The 16,064-nt window shown below is 69.9% G+C and carries 16 protein-coding genes; 3 read left to right on the forward strand and 13 right to left on the reverse strand.

From position 1 onward, the window contains the following. Nucleotides 1–52 precede the first annotated feature (52 nt). From RHM57_RS06150 to RHM57_RS06170, 5 genes are all read right to left on the reverse strand, one after another. Entirely contained in the window at nt 53–1,135 is a 1,083-nt protein-coding gene (locus tag RHM57_RS06150) for a glycosidase (protein ID WP_322189831.1), read from the reverse strand. An 86-nt stretch (nt 1,136–1,221) separates the two neighbouring features. Next, complete coding sequence (locus tag RHM57_RS06155) at nt 1,222–2,055, reverse strand: carbohydrate ABC transporter permease (protein WP_134449008.1); 834 nt, start codon at nt 2,053–2,055, stop codon at nt 1,222–1,224. A 71-nt stretch (nt 2,056–2,126) separates the two neighbouring features. Further along, on the reverse strand, nt 2,127–3,038 hold the full coding sequence (locus RHM57_RS06160) for a carbohydrate ABC transporter permease (protein WP_241975471.1): 912 nt from the start codon (nt 3,036–3,038) through the stop codon (nt 2,127–2,129). A gap of 48 nt (nt 3,039–3,086) precedes the next feature. Next, on the reverse strand, nt 3,087–4,391 hold the full coding sequence (locus RHM57_RS06165) for an extracellular solute-binding protein (protein WP_134448979.1): 1,305 nt from the start codon (nt 4,389–4,391) through the stop codon (nt 3,087–3,089). Nucleotides 4,392–4,555: 164 nt separating this feature from the next. Further along, nucleotides 4,556–5,581, reverse strand: coding sequence for a LacI family DNA-binding transcriptional regulator (locus RHM57_RS06170; RefSeq protein ID WP_134560284.1), 1,026 nt, complete (start codon nt 5,579–5,581; stop codon nt 4,556–4,558). 214 nt (nt 5,582–5,795) lie between these two features. On the opposite strand from RHM57_RS06170, the gene RHM57_RS06175 reads away from it, so the two are divergent. Genes RHM57_RS06175 through RHM57_RS06185 form a run of 3 tightly spaced genes read left to right on the forward strand, consistent with a single transcriptional unit; the run spans nt 5,796 to nt 9,590 of the window. Continuing rightward, the gene (locus RHM57_RS06175; protein ID WP_241985087.1) at nt 5,796–6,632 is read left to right on the forward strand and encodes a cytochrome c oxidase assembly protein; all 837 of its coding nucleotides are present in this window, start codon (nt 5,796–5,798) and stop codon (nt 6,630–6,632) included. A 56-nt stretch (nt 6,633–6,688) separates the two neighbouring features. Beyond that, the gene (locus tag RHM57_RS06180; RefSeq protein ID WP_322189655.1) at nt 6,689–8,155 is read left to right on the forward strand and encodes a lipase maturation factor family protein; all 1,467 of its coding nucleotides are present in this window, start codon (nt 6,689–6,691) and stop codon (nt 8,153–8,155) included. Continuing rightward, complete coding sequence (locus RHM57_RS06185) at nt 8,148–9,590, forward strand: NAD(P)/FAD-dependent oxidoreductase (protein WP_322189656.1); 1,443 nt, start codon at nt 8,148–8,150, stop codon at nt 9,588–9,590. The genes RHM57_RS06180 and RHM57_RS06185 overlap by 8 nt, the downstream gene beginning before the upstream one ends. Before the next feature lie 35 nt (nt 9,591–9,625). On the opposite strand, the gene RHM57_RS06190 is transcribed toward RHM57_RS06185, so the two are convergent. The 8 genes from RHM57_RS06190 to idi form a co-directional block, all read right to left on the reverse strand. Then, nucleotides 9,626–10,033: an RNA-binding S4 domain-containing protein gene (locus RHM57_RS06190; protein ID WP_134448983.1), complete on the reverse strand. Its 408-nt coding sequence runs from the start codon at nt 10,031–10,033 to the stop codon at nt 9,626–9,628. Nucleotides 10,034–10,103: 70 nt separating this feature from the next. Further along, entirely contained in the window at nt 10,104–10,997 is an 894-nt protein-coding gene (locus tag RHM57_RS06195; RefSeq protein WP_134560289.1) for a prenyltransferase, read from the reverse strand. Beyond that, a complete protein-coding gene (locus RHM57_RS06200; RefSeq protein ID WP_322189657.1) occupies nt 10,994–11,494 on the reverse strand; it encodes a lycopene cyclase domain-containing protein in 501 nt (166 codons plus the stop codon). Before RHM57_RS06200 ends, RHM57_RS06195 begins: the two co-directional genes overlap by 4 nt. Continuing rightward, nucleotides 11,491–11,826 carry a lycopene cyclase domain-containing protein gene (locus tag RHM57_RS06205; RefSeq protein WP_134448986.1) on the reverse strand — a complete coding sequence of 112 codons (336 nt, stop codon included), beginning with the start codon at nt 11,824–11,826 and terminating at the stop codon, nt 11,491–11,493. The genes RHM57_RS06200 and RHM57_RS06205 overlap by 4 nt, the downstream gene beginning before the upstream one ends. Beyond that, nucleotides 11,823–13,571: a phytoene desaturase family protein gene (gene crtI / locus RHM57_RS06210; RefSeq protein ID WP_322140783.1), complete on the reverse strand. Its 1,749-nt coding sequence runs from the start codon at nt 13,569–13,571 to the stop codon at nt 11,823–11,825. The genes RHM57_RS06205 and crtI overlap by 4 nt, the downstream gene beginning before the upstream one ends. Beyond that, nucleotides 13,568–14,476 (reverse strand): phytoene/squalene synthase family protein, encoded by a 909-nt coding sequence (locus RHM57_RS06215; RefSeq protein ID WP_134446123.1) that lies wholly within the window; start codon nt 14,474–14,476, stop codon nt 13,568–13,570. Before RHM57_RS06215 ends, crtI begins: the two co-directional genes overlap by 4 nt. After that, entirely contained in the window at nt 14,473–15,519 is a 1,047-nt protein-coding gene (locus RHM57_RS06220) for a polyprenyl synthetase family protein (RefSeq protein WP_134446122.1), read from the reverse strand. Before RHM57_RS06220 ends, RHM57_RS06215 begins: the two co-directional genes overlap by 4 nt. Beyond that, complete coding sequence (gene idi / locus RHM57_RS06225) at nt 15,512–16,048, reverse strand: isopentenyl-diphosphate Delta-isomerase (protein ID WP_134446121.1); 537 nt, start codon at nt 16,046–16,048, stop codon at nt 15,512–15,514. Before idi ends, RHM57_RS06220 begins: the two co-directional genes overlap by 8 nt. Nucleotides 16,049–16,064: the final 16 nt, after the last annotated feature.

Below are 16,064 nucleotides of genomic sequence, written 5' to 3' on the forward strand. Positions count from 1 at the left end.
GAAGGTGCTCCTTCCGCAACTGGGCGGACGTGCCGAACGGGGGGTTCCGGAACTATCCGGCAGTCGGGTTCAGGGTGGTGCGGTCCAGGCGGGCGACGCCGATCTTCGAGTCGGCCATGCCGTAGAAGACGTAGGTCCGGCCCTCGATCTCCTCGATCGCGGTCGGGAAGACCACGTTCGGCACGATGCCGCTGAGCTCGTCGGGCGTCTCGGCCTTCAGGAGCGGTTCGGTCGTGCGATGCAGGATGATCGTCGGGTCGTCCGCGTCGAGGATCATGGCCCCCGCCGCGTAGTTCACCTTCTGCTGCTGCGAGAACGCGCCGTCGATCACGCCCGTGACGCCGTGGTGCAGGAGCAGCCAGCCCTCCGGCACCCGCAGCGGGGCGGGTCCGCCGCCGATCTTGAGTTCTTCGAACGCGAACTCCGGCCCGGCGAGGAATCGGTGGCCGCTCCAGAACGCGAGCTTCGTCACGTCGGCGAGCACATCCGCGACCGGCACGTAGCTGATCCAGATGCTCTGCCTGGTGTCGGTGACCCCGGCGGGCACCCGGATGCCTTCACCCGGCTTGACCTCGCCGAGGTCCCACATCGGCCGGTGCAGCACCGCGAAGGACTCCACGCCGTTCGGACCAGTGACGGGCTCCGGGAAGAAGACGGTGTCCTTGTTGTGGAACAGGTTCAGGTCCATGTCCAGTGCTTCGTCGAAGGCGAAGAGCACCGGGCCGAGCCTGCGCCAGCTGCGGAGGTCGGCGGAGACCGCGAGGGCCGTGCGCGGGCCGAGCGGGCCGTATGCGACATAGGTCATCACGTGCAGGCCGAGCCGCGGGACGAAGGTGACGCGCGGGTCTTCGACGCCGGCGTTGTGGGCGCCGCGTTCCCAGCCCTGGTCGGGCTCGAGGACGACGCCCTCGCGCTCGACGCCCGTCGGCACGCCGTCGGTGATGATCACGCGGGCGAGTCCGACCCTGGAGACGTTCCCGGTCGCGACGAGGCGGGGAAGCAGGTACAGGGTGCCGTCTGGCGTGTGCCCGGAGCCGGGGTTGAGCACGCCCTCCGCCTCGAGGGCGTTGCCCGGTTCCGGCGTCATGACGACGCCCATCCGGGTGAGGCGGTAGGGGAATGCCGCGCCGGGCATCCGTTTCGGGGCGGAGGCGTGCGGCACGTTCGCCGGGGAGGGGGCGGACGAAGGGACGGGGGATGCTGCAGTGGATTCGCGCATGACTAGCCTTTCACGCCTGAACCGATGTCGGTCGAGACGAAGTGTCGTTGGAAGAGGATGAAGAGGATGACGGCGGGTCCGGCCAGCACGCAGGCGCCGGCGAGGACCGCTCCGAAGGGGTTCGCCGCGGAGGCCGCGACGGTGCTGATGTAGTTGGCGAGGGCGACAGCGAGCGGCTGCATCGAGGCCTGCTTGGTGACCAGGAACGGCCAGAGGAATTCGTTCCACGGGCCGATGAAGGTCAGCAGCACGACGGTGAGCAGGGCGGGGCGCACCAGCGGGAGGGCGATCCGCCAGAGCAGCACGACCTCGCCGGCACCGTCGATCCTGGCCGCGTCGAAGAGCTCGCGGGGGACCTGCAGGAAGTACTGCCGGAAGATGATCACGGCCGTCGAGTTGATCGCGAACGGCAGGATCATGCCGAGGTAGTTGTCGGCAAGGCCGTAGTCCCTCGCGATCATCACGTAGAGCGGGATCATCAGCAGCTGGAACGGAACGACCTGCACGAGCAGAACGAGCGCGAAGGTGATTCCGCGGCCGCGCCACTGCAGCTGGGCGAGCGCGTAGCCGACGAGGACTCCGAAGACGAGGGTGCCGACGATCACACCGCCGGTGAAGATGCCGGAGTTGAGCAGGGTCTGCATCAGGTTGACGCGGCTGTTGATGTCCGCGTAGTTCTCGAGGGTGAGGTTGGCCGGGTTCGGGAATGCTCCCGCGATGGAGGTGTCCGGCGACTTCTGGAGTGAGCCGACGATCATGTAGTAGAACGGGAACAGGAACGCCACGGCTCCGATGGTGAGCACGACGCCGCGGAGGATGTTCTGTCCGCGGCTCATGCCGCTGGTCGTGCGCCTTCCCGGTGCGCGCGTGCTGATTGTGCCCGTACCCGTGTCTGGTGTGCGCTTGCTCATGATTCGTCACCTCCGGCGATCTTGCGCTGGATGAAGGCGATGATGAGCACGCCGATCACCAGGATGATTCCGATCGCGGACGCGGTGTCCGGGTTGCCCTGCTCGATACCCTTCTGGTACATCAGCAGCACGGGAGAGGTCGATGCCCCGTTCGGGCCGCCGCCGCCGGTGAGGAGGTACGGCTCGGTGAAGAGGTTCGCTCCCGTCACTGTGGAGAGCAGCAGCACGAGCACCGTCGCCGGGCGCACGCCGGGGATCGTGACGGAGAAGAACTTGCGGATCGCACCGGCGCCGTCTGTCGAGGCGGCCTCGTAGAGCTCCGTCGACACGCTCTGCAGCGCGGCGAGGTACAGCAGAATGTAGAAGCCGAGCTGCTTCCAGGTCACGAACAGGGCGATCGTGGGCATCGCCCAGGTCGGGCTGATCAGCCAGGACGGGTCGGGGGCGAGCGGGCCGAGGATCTGGTTGACGAGGCCGCCGCCGCTGAAGAGGAAGAGCCAGACGCCGACGACCGCGACGCTCGCGGTGACGTAGGGCACGTAGTACGCGACCCGCAGGAAGGTGCGGCCGCGCACGGCCTTGTTGAGTGCCGTCGCGAGCACGAGCGAGAGCACGACGGTCAGCGGCACGTTGATCAGCAGGAAGATGCCGACGTTCCCGAAGGAGCGGATCACGGCCGGGTCGGAGAGCACCTCCTGGAAGTTGTCGAGGCCCACGAACGGCCGGTCGACCTGGGCGCCGGGGGCGGCGAAGAAGTAGTCGTGGAAGGCCATGTACACCGCGAAGACGAGCGGGTACGCGAAGACGGCGATCACGAAGACGAGGTAGGGGGCGCTGAGCAGGAGCCCGATCGGGTTCCGGCCCAGCCACGGGCGGCGCCGGGTGGCCCGCCCGCCGGGAGCCCGGATGGGGCTCCCGGCGGACGAGGTCCGCGATTCGGTGACGGTCACGAGGTGCTACTTGCTCGAGACCAGGGTGTTGATCTTGTCTGCCGCGCCGCCCAGGGTGGAGGCGATGTCGCCCTGCCCGAAGATGACCGACTTGGAGTAGGCGTCCCGGAACGTCTGCCACACCTCGACCGAGTTCGACACGTTCGGAACCTCGACGGTGCGCGCGGCCTGGTCGCCGAATGCGACGTAGGCCGGGTTCGCGGCGAAGTAGTCCGGGTACGTGGTGGTCAGGTCGGAGCGGATCGGCATCTGGCCGGTCAGGCTGAGGAGCTGGCCGTCCTGCGCCTCGCTCGTCGAGAACTTCAGCACGTCCCAGGCGGTGCCCTGGTTCTTGCACGCGGTGTACATGCCGACGTTCTTGGCGTCGCTGAAGGTGTAGGTCTTGTCAGCGGATGTCCCGGCGCTCGTCGGCACCGGAACGGCGCCCCAGTTCACCTTGTCCTTGTACACCGGAACAGCCCACGGTCCCACGATCGACATCGCGGCCTTGCCGTCGGCGAACGAGTCGCCCTGGTAGAGCTCTTTGTTCGCGAGTCCCTCGGTGTACATGGTCTTCCAGAAGTCGGCGACCTTGGCGCCCTCGTCGCCGGTGAACGTGGCCTTGCCGTCTTCGACGAGCTGCTTGCCCCCGGTCTCGGCGGCGTACAGCGGGTAGAAGTCGAACCAGCTCTGGTAGAACTCACTCGTCGGGGACGGGTAGATCGCGTTCGCCGCGGCCCCACTGGAGACCAGGGCGCGGGAGGCGGTCAGGAACTCGTCATAGGTGGCGAGCTTCGGGTTCTCCGGGTCGAGCCCGGCCTTGGCGAACATGTCCTTGTTGTAGAAGATCATCACAGGGTTGGACTTCCACGGCATCTGGTAGAACTTGCCGTCTGTCGACTCGTACTGGGTCGCGGTATCGCCCGAGCGGGCCTTGATGTAGGAGTCACCGTCGGAGAAGCTGCTCAGGTCGACGAGGCCGCCCTGCTTCTGGAACTGGGGAACTGCGACCGGGGCAGTGTTGTACACGAGGCATGGTGCGTTTCCCGCCGTGATGGCGGCGCCGATCACTTCCTCGCTGCTCTTGCCGGCCGGGATCTCCTGCGCGGTGACGGTTTCGTTCGGGTGGTCGGCGTTCCAGGCGGTCACCATCTGCTTGCCCCAGGCGATCTCGGTCGCGTTGTTCGAGTACCAGATCGTGATGGGGCCGTGGGCTGTGGTCGCCGCTCCCGCCGCGCCGCCGCCCGATGAGCAGGCGCCGAGGGCGAGGATGACGGCGGCCGATGCCGCGGTCGCGGCGAGGACTCGCCGGGTTCGTGCTGTGCTGTGCATGGTTTCTCCATTCAGTCCCCGCGGCAGCTCTGCCTCGGGTGTGTTTCGGGTGGTGCGGCACGCGGGGAAGGGCGTGCGGGAGGACCGCAGCCGACGCGGGGTCGGTGCGGTGGCGAAAGGTTCGGTGGCGGATCGGAGGTGAGGAGTGGGGGACAGTGCGGCAGCTAGGGCCGCAGCGGGGTACCGGCGGAGCCGCGGATGACGAGACGGCCTGCCGGAAGATCGACGTCGGGTGCCGTGCCGAGCGCCATGAGGTCGAGCAGGGTCCGGCCGGCGGCCCGGCCCCAGTCGCTCGGGGCGGTGCGCACCGTGGTGAGCGCCGGGTAGACGTACCGGGTGAAGTCGATGTCGTCGAAGCCCGTGATCGAGACGTCGTCCGGTACGCGCAGGCCGAGTTCGTGGGCGACGCCGAGGCCGGCGATGGCCATCGGGTCGTTGGCGAAAACGATCGCCGTGGGCGGCGAGTCCTGGGTCAGGAGCCGGCGGGCGGCATCCGCCCCCGCTGCGACGGAGAAGTCGGTCTCGATGGACTGGCCGGCCGGGAGACCGGCCTCCCTGAGGGCCGTGTCGAAGGCGGCCCGGCGGCGGCTGCCGTGCAGGAGCGCCGGGCTGCCGGCGACGTGGGCGATGCGCCGGTGGCCGAGGGAGACGAGGTAGCGCACGGTTTCGGCGACGCCAGGGGTGTCGTCGACCGAGATGCACGGGAAGGGGCTCTCGGTGTCCGGCCGGCCGAGGGTGACGGCGGGAAGGCCGAGTTCCTGCAGCAGCGGGATGCGGGGGTCGTTGTGCCGGAGGTCGCTCAGGAAGACCCCGTCGACGCGGCCGTCGGAGACGAGCGACCGGTAGGTGCGCATTTCGGTCTTCTCGTCGGGCACGACGCTCAGCACGAGGGCGAGGCCCTGCGGGGCGAGGACGGTCTCGACGCCGGCGATGAACGACGGGAAGAACGGGTCGGAGCCGAGGACCTCCGGGTCGCGGGCGATCACGAGGCCGAGCGCGAAGGAACGCCGGGTGGACAGCGACCTGGCTCGCAGGGAGGGGGTCCAGCCGAGTCGTTCGGCGATCTCGAGGATACGGACGCGGCTCTCGGCGGAGACACCGGGCCGGTCGTTGAGGGCGAAGGAGACGAGGCCTTTGCTGACGCCGGCCTCGCGGGCCACATCAGCAATGGTTACCTTGGGCTCACTCATCGCGCCTCCTCATCGATAGCACCTGCTCGAGTCTTCTGAACCGGTTTAGGCAAACCTATACCGGTTTAGTCCCCCACGTCAACCACTCGCGGAGCACATTCCTGCGGGGGAGACGCATAATGGGACGGGCGCCGGACTTCCCGGCACGCATCAGCCAGAACGGCCGCTCACGCCTTCCTTCCTCGACTTCCTCGGCACCGCCCGGTTCGATCCGGTGGCGGGTTCGGGCATCCTTGTCGCCGCCGCGCTGTATCTCCTGGGTATCCGTGCCGCCGGCCGCAGGGGGACCGCCTGGCCGCTCCTCCCGACCCTCGGCTTCTTCCTGCTCGGGCTCGGGTCCTGGGCGTGGGTGTCGTTCGGGTTCCTCGGAGCCTGGAGCCCCGACCTGCGCTGGGCGTTCACGACCCGGATCGCCCTCCTGCTCTTCGTGGTCCCGGCGCTGCTGAGCCTCGGCCGCCCCGTCGAGCTGGCGCGGGCCGCGCTCCAGGGCCGGGCCCTGCGCGGGTTCAACGCCGTGCTCGGGTCCTGGTTCGTGCGTCTCGTCGGCAACGCCGTCTTCGCCCCGCTCTTCGCGATCGCCGCCTTCCTGGTCTTCCTGACCCCCCTCGCCTACGTGCTGCGGAGCAATCCCGCAGCGGAGGCGAGCCTGACGCTGCTCGTGCCGCTGGTCGGACTGCTGATGGTGCTGCCGATCACCGACCACGCCCTCGTCCGCACGAGCCTTTTCATCACGGCAGAGTTCATGCTCGCCTTCGTCGAACTCGTGATGGATGCCATCCCCGGCATCCTGCTGCGCCTCAACGAGACGGTGCTCGACGGGGCCCCTGCCCTGGTCGGGTCGTTCCCGGCCTGGTTCCCCTCGCCGCTCTGGGACCAGCACCTGTCCGGCGACTTCCTCTGGTTCATCGCGGAGGTCGCGGACATCCCGGTGCTGATCATCCTGTTCCTGCGCTGGAACCGCACCGACCGGCACGAGGCGAAGCAACTCGACGAGCTCTCCGACGAGCAGATGGCCGCCCTCACCGCCGAGCACCTGCGCCGCGCACCGTGACCCTGCCCACCCTGACCCTGCCCTGCCGGGCCAGGCGGGGCTAGGGTGACTGCACGATGGATCTCCTCGGTGCCTTCTTCGAGGCCGGCGACTACTCGATAGCGCGGCAGGTCCTGCAGCGCGGAGTAGCTGCGATCTTCCTCGTGGCGTTCCTGTCCACCGCCAACCAGTTCCCGGCGCTGCTCGGGGATCACGGCCTGCTGCCGGTGCGCGACTGGGTGTCCCGCGTGCGGTTTCGCGACGCGCCGAGCCTCTTCCACTGGCGTTACTCCGACCGGATGCTGCGGGTGCTGGCCTGGGGCGGCGTCCTGCTGGCCGCAACCCTCGTCGCCGGCCTGCCGCAACTCGGCCCGCCCTGGCTTCCGATGCTCGCCTTCCTGCTGCTCTGGGCCGGGTACCTGTCGATCGTCAACGTGGGGCAGACCTTCTACTCCTTCGGCTGGGAGAGCCTGCTGCTCGAGGCCGGGTTCGTCGTCGCCTTCCTCGGGTCGAACGAGGTGGCCCCGCCGCTCACGATCATTGTCTTCGTGCGCTGGCTGGTCTTCCGGCTGGAATTCGGCGCCGGAATGATCAAGATGCGCGGCGGCCCGGAATGGCGGGACCTGACCGCGATGTTCTACCATCACGAGACGCAGCCGATGCCGAATCCCGTGAGCACCTTCGTGCACCGGCTGCCGGCCTGGTTCCACCGCGGCGAGGTGCTCGGCAATCATGTCGCGCAACTCGTGGTGCCGTTCTTCCTCTTCGCACCCCAGCCCGTTGCATCCGTCGCCGCCGCCGTGCTCGCCCTGACCCAGCTGTGGCTCGTGGTCACCGGAAACTTCGCCTGGCTGAACTGGATCACGATCGTGCTCGTCTTCGCCGCGGTCGACGACCGCGCATTCCGGACGGTCTTCCCGTTCCTCCCCGGCGCCGCAGGCGAGCCCTCGACAGCCCTCCCCGCCTCCCCGCCGTGGTTCGTCGTGCTCGTGCTCGCGGTCACCCTCCTGCTCGTGGTGCTGAGCTTCTGGCCGGCCCGCAACCTGGTCGCGCGCAGGCAGCTGATGAACGCGAGCTTCAACCGGTATCACCTCGTGAACGCCTACGGGGCATTCGGCACCGTGACGAAGGAGCGCTATGAGATCGTCGTCGAGGGCAGTTCCGCCGAAGACCCCGGCGACGAGACGGCCTGGCGCGCCTACGAATTCCACGGCAAACCGGGGGACCCCGCCCGCCTGCCCCGCCAGTTCGCCCCGTATCACCTGCGGCTCGACTGGCTGATGTGGTTCCTCGCCCTCGGCGTGCGCGACACCCGGTGGTTCGAGATGTTCCTGGTGCGCTTGCTCGAGGGCGACCGGCCGACCCTGCGGATGCTGCGGGTCAACCCGTTCCCCGACGCTCCGCCCCGCTACGTGCGCGCGCGGCTGTTCCGCTATCGGTTTTCGACGCGCGCCGAGCGGAGCGCCACCCGGGACTGGTGGGTGCGCACGCCTGCTGGTTTCTACGTGCGCCCGGTCGCGCTCCCGGGTGGCCCCCGTGCCTGACGTGAACGTGGTCGGGGCCGGGCCGAACGGTCTCGCCGCCGCGGTCGTCTGCGCGCGGGCCGGCTTGTCCGTGACCGTCAGTGAGCGCGCCGGAACGGCAGGCGGCGGACTCCGCACGAGCGAGCTCACCCTGCCCGGCTTCCGGCATGACCTCGGCTCCGCGGTGCACCCCGCAGCGCTCGCCTCCCCGTTCTTCCGCGCCTTCGGGCTCAGCGAGCGGGTGCCGTTCGTGATCCCCGAGGTGTCCTATGCGCATCCGCTCGATGCGCACCGCGCCGCCATCGCCTACCGCGACCTCGACCGCACCGCCGCGGAGCTCGGCCGCGACGGCCCGGCCTGGACCCGGCTGCTCAGGCCCCTCGTCGATCGGATCGACGGCCTCGTCTCCTTCACCGGCCACCAACTGCTGCGCTGGCCGGATGACCCGCGCGCAGCCCTCGACTACGGCCTCCGCGTGCTCGCCCTCGGCACCCCCGCCGGGCGGATGCTGTTCCACGGCCCGGCCGCGCCGGCCCTCCTCTCCGGCGTGGCCGCACACGCTCCCGGCCGCCAGCCCGCACTCGCGCAGGCGGGGGCCGGGCTGCTCCTCGCGGCGGAGGCGCACGCCGACGGCTGGGGCTACCCCGTCGGCGGAGCGCAGGCGATCGCCGACGCACTCGTCGCCGACCTGCTCGCCCACGGCGGCACGCTGCGGCTGAACACCGAGGTGCGCGGGCCCGACGACCTCGACCCGGCCAGGGTGACCCTGCTCGACACCTCGACGGTCTTCCTCGACCGTTTCGCGGGCCCGGCGCTTCCCGACGGCTACCGGCGTGCGCTCCGCCGGTACCGCTACGGCACCGGGGTCGCCAAGGTCGACTTCGCGCTGTCCGGCCCGGTGCCGTGGACGAACCCGCGGCTCGCCCTCGCGCCGACCGTGCACCTCGGCGGCAGTCGGGTCGAGGTCGAACGTGCCGAACGGCTGGTGTCCGGGGGACGCTCGCCGCGGCATCCGTTCGTGCTGCTCGCCCAGCCGAGTGTGCTCGACGCGAGGCGGGCGCCGGCAGGGAAGGCCGTGCTCTGGGCGTACACCCACGTTCCGGCCGGCTGGAACGGCGACCCGGCCCTCGCGATCGTGCGCGCGATCGAACGCTACGCGCCCGGATTCCGCGACACGATCCTCGCCGCCGCGAGCCACACGCCCGCAGAGCTCGCCGCAGGGAATCCGAACCTCATCGGCGGCGACATCCTCGGTGGGGCCGTCTCCCTGCGCCAGCTCGTCAAGCGACCGGTGGTGTCGACCCACCCCTGGCGCACGCCCGTTCCCGGGCTCTACCTCTGCTCGGCGTCGACGCCGCCAGGTCCCGCCGTGCACGGCATGAACGGATGCTTCGCCGCCGCGCTCGCCCTGCGCGAGCACTTCGGAATCCACACCCTTCCCGACCTCGCCCCCTGACGGATTCGACGGGGCGAGCGGATGCCGGGGGAGCCTCAGTCGTTCTCCGGCCAGTCCTCGGGGCCCTGCCGCTCCGTGGCGCGCAGCTTGTCGATGTCGCGGCGTTCCCGCTTGGTCGGACGCCCGGCGCCGCGGTCCCGCATGGGCACGAGCGCGACCTCCTCCCGCGGCGGGGGCGGCGGGGTCTTGTCCACGAAGCACTCGGCGGCGACGAGTGCGCCGACGCGCTTGTTCACGATCTTCGAGACCACGAGCACCCGGTCGAAACCGCTCGACCGCACCCGGACCTCGTCGCCGATGTGCACCGGCTGAGCCGACTTCGCCCGTTCGCCGTTCACCTTGACGTGACCGGCCCGGCACGCGGCCGTCGCGAGCGACCGGGTCTTGAACATCCGCACGGCCCACGCCCAGCTGTCCACGCGTGCCGTCGTCAGGGGGTCCATCCCTCGACTCTACGACCAGGCGCGGGCGTGCGGATGCCGGCCTCGCCGCATCCGCGCGTCGGCACCCGCCTCAGAGCAGCGAGGACACGATCAACAGCATGGTCACGCAGAACCCGGACACGAAGTTCAGCCAGAGGAAGCGCTTCCAGCCGGCATTGGCGGTCTCGGCGCGCGCGTCGCTCACCGACCGGAACGGCCACGCGGCCACAATGTACGGAACCGCGAGCACGGCGGCGAGAAGGCCGGGCCACCCGGTCGCGAGCATCAGCAGCCCGGCAGCAGCCCAGCAGCCGATCGCGAGCCGCACCGTCCGGCCGGCGCCGAGCGCGGTCGCGATCGAGGCGATCCCGCCCTCCCGGTCGGGCACGACGTCCTGCACGGCCCCGAAGGCGTGGCTGGCCATACCCCAGAGGAAGAACGCGGCGAGCAGGGCCACCAGGCCCGGTGTCCACTGCGCCCCGGCGACCGCGAGCCCGTAGACCGCCGGGCTGACGAAGTGCGTGCTCGACGTCACGGAGTCGACGACAGGGCGCTCCTTGAACCGCAGCCCGGGCACCGAGTACGCGGCAACGGCGAAGAGGCTCACCGCGAGCACGACCCACGACACCGGATGCCCTGTGCCAGCCAGCACGAGCATCGCGCCGAGCACGGGCACCGCCGTCACGATCCCGGACACCAGCACCGTGCGGTGCAGGGCAGGGTCGAGCATCGCGCCTTCGACGCCGCCCTTCCGCGGGTTGCGCAGGTCGGACTCGTAGTCGAACACGTCGTTGATGCCGTACATCAGCAGGTTGTACGGGATCAGGAAGAACAGTGTGCCGACCACGAGGAGCGCGTCGACGCGCCCGGTCGTCACGATGTAGCCGGCCGCGAACGGGTAGGCCGTGTTGATCCAGCTAAGGGGCCGCGAGGACAGCAGCACCTGCCGCGTCTTCCAGAGTGTCGTCGTACGGATGCTGCTCATCGGTTCCCCCCGCGCGTGGCCGATCGGCTGCTGGCGCTGTTGTCGTGATCCTGTGCGGGACCGTGATCCCGCCCCTGATCCCTTCCCTGACTGGATTCTCCCACGGTTCCGGTCCCGTCGACCGACCTGTCGACCGACCCGGCGACCGACCTGTCGACCGACCCGGGGCTGACCGGGGCGGCCCGTCCGCCCGGAGCCCGGCGCCCCGGCAGGAGCGTCCAGAGTGCGGGCAGCAGGAGGGCGGTGGCGAGCGGGTAGGCGAAATCCTCGACAGGGGCCAGGCCGAGGCGGAGGCCAGAGGTGTGGGCGGGGTCATAGGCGACGAGCCCGACGCCGATCATCACGTTGTCGAAGATCGCGCTCAGCACGAGCACAGCGAGCAATGCGCACCCGATCGCCGCGACCCTGCGCCGGGAAGGACGTCGCCGCAGTCCGGCAACGACCGCTGCGAGGGCCGCAGCGACGACGAAGACGAGGTCGAGCAGCAGGTAGGTCACGTGCGCCGCTTTCGACGTGCACCGCGTTCGAGAAGCAGCTCGGCCCCGCGCACGGCGTTCATGGTCAGATAGCAGAGGAAGGTGAGGAAGAAGAGCTCCTCGAGCGGGAGCTCCGGCGCGAGCTGGATGCCGGTCATCAGGTCCGTCTCGCCACGGTAGAAGATCCCCGCAGTGATGCCGCCCGCGTCCCAGGCCAGCAGGAAGGCCACGCCGATGGCGAGCACGGCGGCGGCCTTGCGGCCGTCGAGCCAGAAGAACAGCCGGAACCTGCGGTCGAGCAGCACCATGGCGCCGAGCGAGACGAGCAGGCTCAGCAGGTAGGCGACGCTCACGGTGTTCCGGGCGCGTCCGGCCCGTCCGCGGTGCGGACCCCGGTCGCGGCGGCTTCCGCGGCGCCGGCGCCGGCGGTGCCGCCCGCTGCGCCGGGCTCCGGGCGCAACGGCACCGTGACCCGGACCGCCGCCGGAACCGGCACGCGCCGGGGCAGGGGCTCCGCGAGCGGTCCCGTACTCGTGTCCGAGCGCATCCTCTTGAGCAGGATTTCGGCGCTGATCAGGCACATCGGAAGCCCGATGCCCGGGATCGTCGTACCGCCCGCGTAGTAGAGGCCGTCGATCTTCGAGGAGGCGTTCGACCCGCGGAAGAACGCGCTCTGCTTGAGCGTGTGTGCGGGGCCGAGTGCCCCGCCGCGCCAGGAGTTGAGGTCGTCGGCGAAGTCGCCCGGCCCGATCGTGCGGCGTACGACGATCCGGTCGGCGAGGTCGGGGATGCCTGCCCAGTCGGCGAGCTGCCCGATGGCGTCGTCGGCGATCGCCTCGATGGCGGGGGAGCCCGCGCCGTCGATTCCGCCGTGGCCGAGGCCGGGGTCTGCCGGGATCGGCACGAGCAGGAACAGGTTCGAGGAGCCGTCCGGTGCGACGCCGGGGTCTGTCGCGCTCGGCATGCAGACGTAGAACGACGCCGGTGAGGCGACGCTCGGCGTCTTCCCGAAGATGCGGCCGAAGTTCTCACCCCAGTCCCGGGTGAACAGGAGGGTGTGATGCTGCAGTTTCGGCAGCTGGCCGCTCACGCCGAGCAGAACGAGCACGGCGCCGGGCCCGGATACCCGGCGCTGCCACCAGGACTCCGGGTAGCTTTGCAACGGCTCGGGAAGAAGCTCGGTCTCGGTGTGGTGCAGGTCGGCGGCCGAGACCACCCGGTCGGCGGCGAGCCGAACGGTGGTCCCTGCCCTGTCGACGTAGCTGACCCCGGTGACGGATGCTCGAAGTCGCTTCGACACGCCAGGCCGCGTTCCCGGTGTGGTGGTGATGGCGGTGACTCTCGCGCCCGTGATCACTTCGACGCCCTCTGCCCTGGCGAGGTCGGCGATGCTGTCGATCAGGCGGGTGAAGCCGCCCTGCGGGTAGAGCACGCCGTCGGCAAGGTCGAGATGACTCATCAGGTGGTACATCGACGGGGTCTGGTCGGGGGAGGAACCGAGGAAGACGGCCGGATAGCCGAGGACCTGGCGCAGTCGCGGGTCGCGGACGTAGCCGGCGACGAACGTGTCGAGCGGCTGCAGGAGCAGCCGGGCGAGCCGGGGGAGGCGGGTCAGGACGTCCCGTACGAGCAGCGGCCGGAACGACTGGAAGCTCGTGTAGAGGAACCTGGACACGGCCATCCGGTAGGTGTCCTCCGCGGAGTCCAGATAGCGGTCGAGCGCGGCACCCGCTCCTGGCTCGAGGCTTTCGAACAGGGCTATATTGTCGGCGCGTTCGGCGCGGATGTCGATCGGGTCCGGGTCGTCCTCGAAGAAGACCCGGTAGCCGGGGTCGAGACGGCGCAGCTCGAGCTGCTCGGCAGAGCTCGTGCCGAACAGGCGGAAGAAGTGGTCGAAGACGCCGGGCATCAGGTACCAGGACGGTCCGGTCTCGAACCGGAACCCCTGTTCCGTCCACGATCCTGCGCGGCCACCGAGGGTGTCGTTGGTTTCGAGCAGGGTCACCCGGTGCCCGTCACGGGCGAGCAGGGCCGCACTGGCGAGGCCGGCGATCCCGCCGCCGATCACGATCGTGCGGTTTCCATTCGAAGGGGTCATTTCTTCCACGCTCCAGGGCCGAGGGCTGCGCCGAGGGCGATCATCAGTTTTTCCGGGTCGGGTACCCGCACCCGGGTGTTCAGCAGGGATCGGGCGGGCGTTCCGCGGAGTTTGACCGCGAGGCTCGCGAAGAGGCCGTGCGCTGCGGCAACCGCACGCCGACTCCCGCGGGGGAGCAGGGGCAGCGCGCGCGCCGCGGCGTCGAGGTCCGCGTCCATGTCGTCGAGGAGGAAGTCCTTCTCCTCGTCGGTCATGGTGAGCAGGTTCACTCCCGGGAAGTAGTTGCGTCCGAGATCGTCCCGGTCGGCGGCGATGTCCCGCAGGAAGTTGACCTTCTGGAAGGCCGCTCCGAGGCTGCGGGCGCCGGCCGTGAGCGTCGCCAGTTCGGTCTCCGTGCGTTCGGACTCGTGCAGGAACGAGCGCAGGCACATCAGCCCGACGACCTCCGCCGAGCCGTAGATGTAGTCGGCGATGCCGGCGGCGTCGAAGGGGGCCGGGTCGAGGTCGCGTCGCATCGACGCGAAGAACGGCGCCGTGAGCCGGGCGTCGATGCCGGTCGCCCGCGCGGTGTCCGCGAAGGCGTGCACGATGAGGTTGGTGCTGAAGCCGGTCTCGATCGCCCTCAGGGTCTCGTCCTCGAGCCCGTCGAGAGCCGCACGCTGGGCCGCGTCCGGGAGACCGGCCTGGCTGGCCGCGCCGTCGACGATTTCGTCCGCGATCCGCACAAGTGCGTAGATCGAGCCGACCTGGCGGCGTTCCCGCGCGGCGAGGAGGCGGCAGGCCAGCCCGAACGATGTCGAGTAGACGCCGATGACCTGGGCTGAGCTCGCATGAGCAGCCCGGGTGTACGTCGCGATCTGGGTGGCCGTGCCGGTCGTGGGCGTCGGGCGTCGGGTGTCGGTCATCGGCTGCGATTCACTGAGGTGTCGGCGAGCTGGGTGAGGGTCGTGCGGAGGACAGCGGGGATCGCGGCGGTGTCGAGCGCGGCGACCGCCCTGCGGGCGTGGTCGATCGCGAGCTCGTCGGTGGACTGCAGTGCCCCGCAGCTGCGCAGGAGCACCCTGGCCTCCTCTGCCTCGTCCTGGGTGAGGTCGGCCTTGCCGACGAACGGTGCGATCGCCGGCCAGTCGCCCGTCGTACCGGCGTAGGCAACGAGCGCGGTCTGCTTGCCCTCGCGCAGGTCGGTCAGTGCGCTCTTCCCTGTGCGCGCGGGGTCTCCGAAGACGCCGAGGATATCGTCGGTGAGCTGGAAGGCGACGCCGACGAGCCTGCCGAACCGTCCGAGGGCGACGATCGCCTCCTCGCTCGCCCCCGCGAGCACGGCCCCGGCCATCAGGGGAGCCTCGAAGGAGTAGACGGCGGTCTTCTGCTCGAGGGTCACGGTCACTTCCTCGACAGAGAGGGGAGTCTTCGAAGCGGTGTTCGTGACGTCCGCGAGTTCACCGGCCGCCGACACGAAGACGGCCCGGTCCAGAAGGTCGAGGAGCCGGCCGCGCTGCTCGGCGCCGATCGGCAGCAGGGCGAGTGCGCGGTGCGCCTCGCTCAGGGCGAGGTCGCCGGCGAGGATCGCCGCCGTAGTCGCCCAGGCGCCGGTCTGCGTCCCGACGGCGCCATGGGCGAGGGCGCGCTCCGTGAACCTGCCGGCGACGTTCGCGACGCCGCGACGGTGCAGGTCGCGGTCGATCACGTCGTCGTGGATCACGAACGCGGTGTGCAGGAGTTCGAAGCTCACGGCGACCGGGATCGCCAGGCTCATCTCTGTTCCGCCGAGTCCGGCGAACGCGGCGAGCACGAGCGCGGGACGCACCCGCTTGCCGCCACTGCTGGCCTGCTCGAGCGAGTCCCAGAGAGCGACGTAGTGCGTTCCGTAGTCGCTCGCTCGCAGCCTGGCCGCCGCGAAGTATCGCTGGAGTTCGGTCTCTACTTCGATGTGGGCGATCTCAGGCATCGAATCTCAACTCCTTCAGTTGGAGCACCATCCATGGGCTGAAGGCCCACGGGCTGGAGAGCGCGCTCGCGCGCAGGGTTTCGGGGTCGGTCCACACGTATTCGGAAACCTCATCGGGATTCGGCACGGGGTCGGTGTGCACCGTCGCGCGGTACACCGGGCAGATCTCGTTTTCCACGATGCCGCTCGCATCCGTCGCCCGGTAGCGGAACAGGGGAAGCGCCACGGTCAGTTCGTCGAGGTCGAGGCCGAGCTCAAACCGGCCGCGCCGTGCGATGGCCCGCCGCTGCGACTCGTCCGGGAGGGGATGCCCGCAGAAGGAGTTCGTCCAGACTCCCGGCCAGGTCCGCTTGCCGAGGGCGCGCCGGGTGACGAGAACCTCCCCGCGTTCGTTGAAGACATAGACCGAGAAGGCGAGATGAAGGGCGGTATCGGCGTCGTGCATCGTGCTCTTGGGCGCCGAGCCGATCGGGCGCCCTGATTCGTCGAGCAGTACGACGAGTTCGACCGTCTGGTCCACAGCCTGCATGTGATTCCTCCCCTTC

The sequence above is a fragment of the Cryobacterium sp. 10S3 genome, from assembly GCF_034344045.1.
In the GTDB taxonomy this organism is placed as follows: Bacteria; Actinomycetota; Actinomycetes; order Actinomycetales; family Microbacteriaceae; genus Cryobacterium; species Cryobacterium glucosi.

Bases quoted from the DNA above. Each gene is read 5' to 3' on its own strand.
- RHM57_RS06150 (WP_322189831.1), bottom strand. From the start codon at position 1,135: ATGCCCGGCGCGGCATTCCCCTACCGCCTCACCCGGATGGGCGTCGTC.
- RHM57_RS06155 (WP_134449008.1), bottom strand. From the start codon at position 2,055: ATGAGCCGCGGACAGAACATCCTCCGCGGCGTCGTGCTCACCATCGGA.
- RHM57_RS06165 (WP_134448979.1), bottom strand. From the start codon at position 4,391: ATGCACAGCACAGCACGAACCCGGCGAGTCCTCGCCGCGACCGCGGCA.
- RHM57_RS06170 (WP_134560284.1), bottom strand. From the start codon at position 5,581: ATGAGTGAGCCCAAGGTAACCATTGCTGATGTGGCCCGCGAGGCCGGC.
- RHM57_RS06180 (WP_322189655.1), top strand. From the start codon at position 6,689: ATGGATCTCCTCGGTGCCTTCTTCGAGGCCGGCGACTACTCGATAGCG.
- RHM57_RS06190 (WP_134448983.1), bottom strand. From the start codon at position 10,033: ATGGACCCCCTGACGACGGCACGCGTGGACAGCTGGGCGTGGGCCGTG.
- RHM57_RS06195 (WP_134560289.1), bottom strand. From the start codon at position 10,997: ATGAGCAGCATCCGTACGACGACACTCTGGAAGACGCGGCAGGTGCTG.
- crtI (WP_322140783.1), bottom strand. From the start codon at position 13,571: ATGACCCCTTCGAATGGAAACCGCACGATCGTGATCGGCGGCGGGATC.
- RHM57_RS06215 (WP_134446123.1), bottom strand. From the start codon at position 14,476: ATGACCGACACCCGACGCCCGACGCCCACGACCGGCACGGCCACCCAG.
- RHM57_RS06220 (WP_134446122.1), bottom strand. From the start codon at position 15,519: ATGCCTGAGATCGCCCACATCGAAGTAGAGACCGAACTCCAGCGATAC.
- idi (WP_134446121.1), bottom strand. From the start codon at position 16,048: ATGCAGGCTGTGGACCAGACGGTCGAACTCGTCGTACTGCTCGACGAA.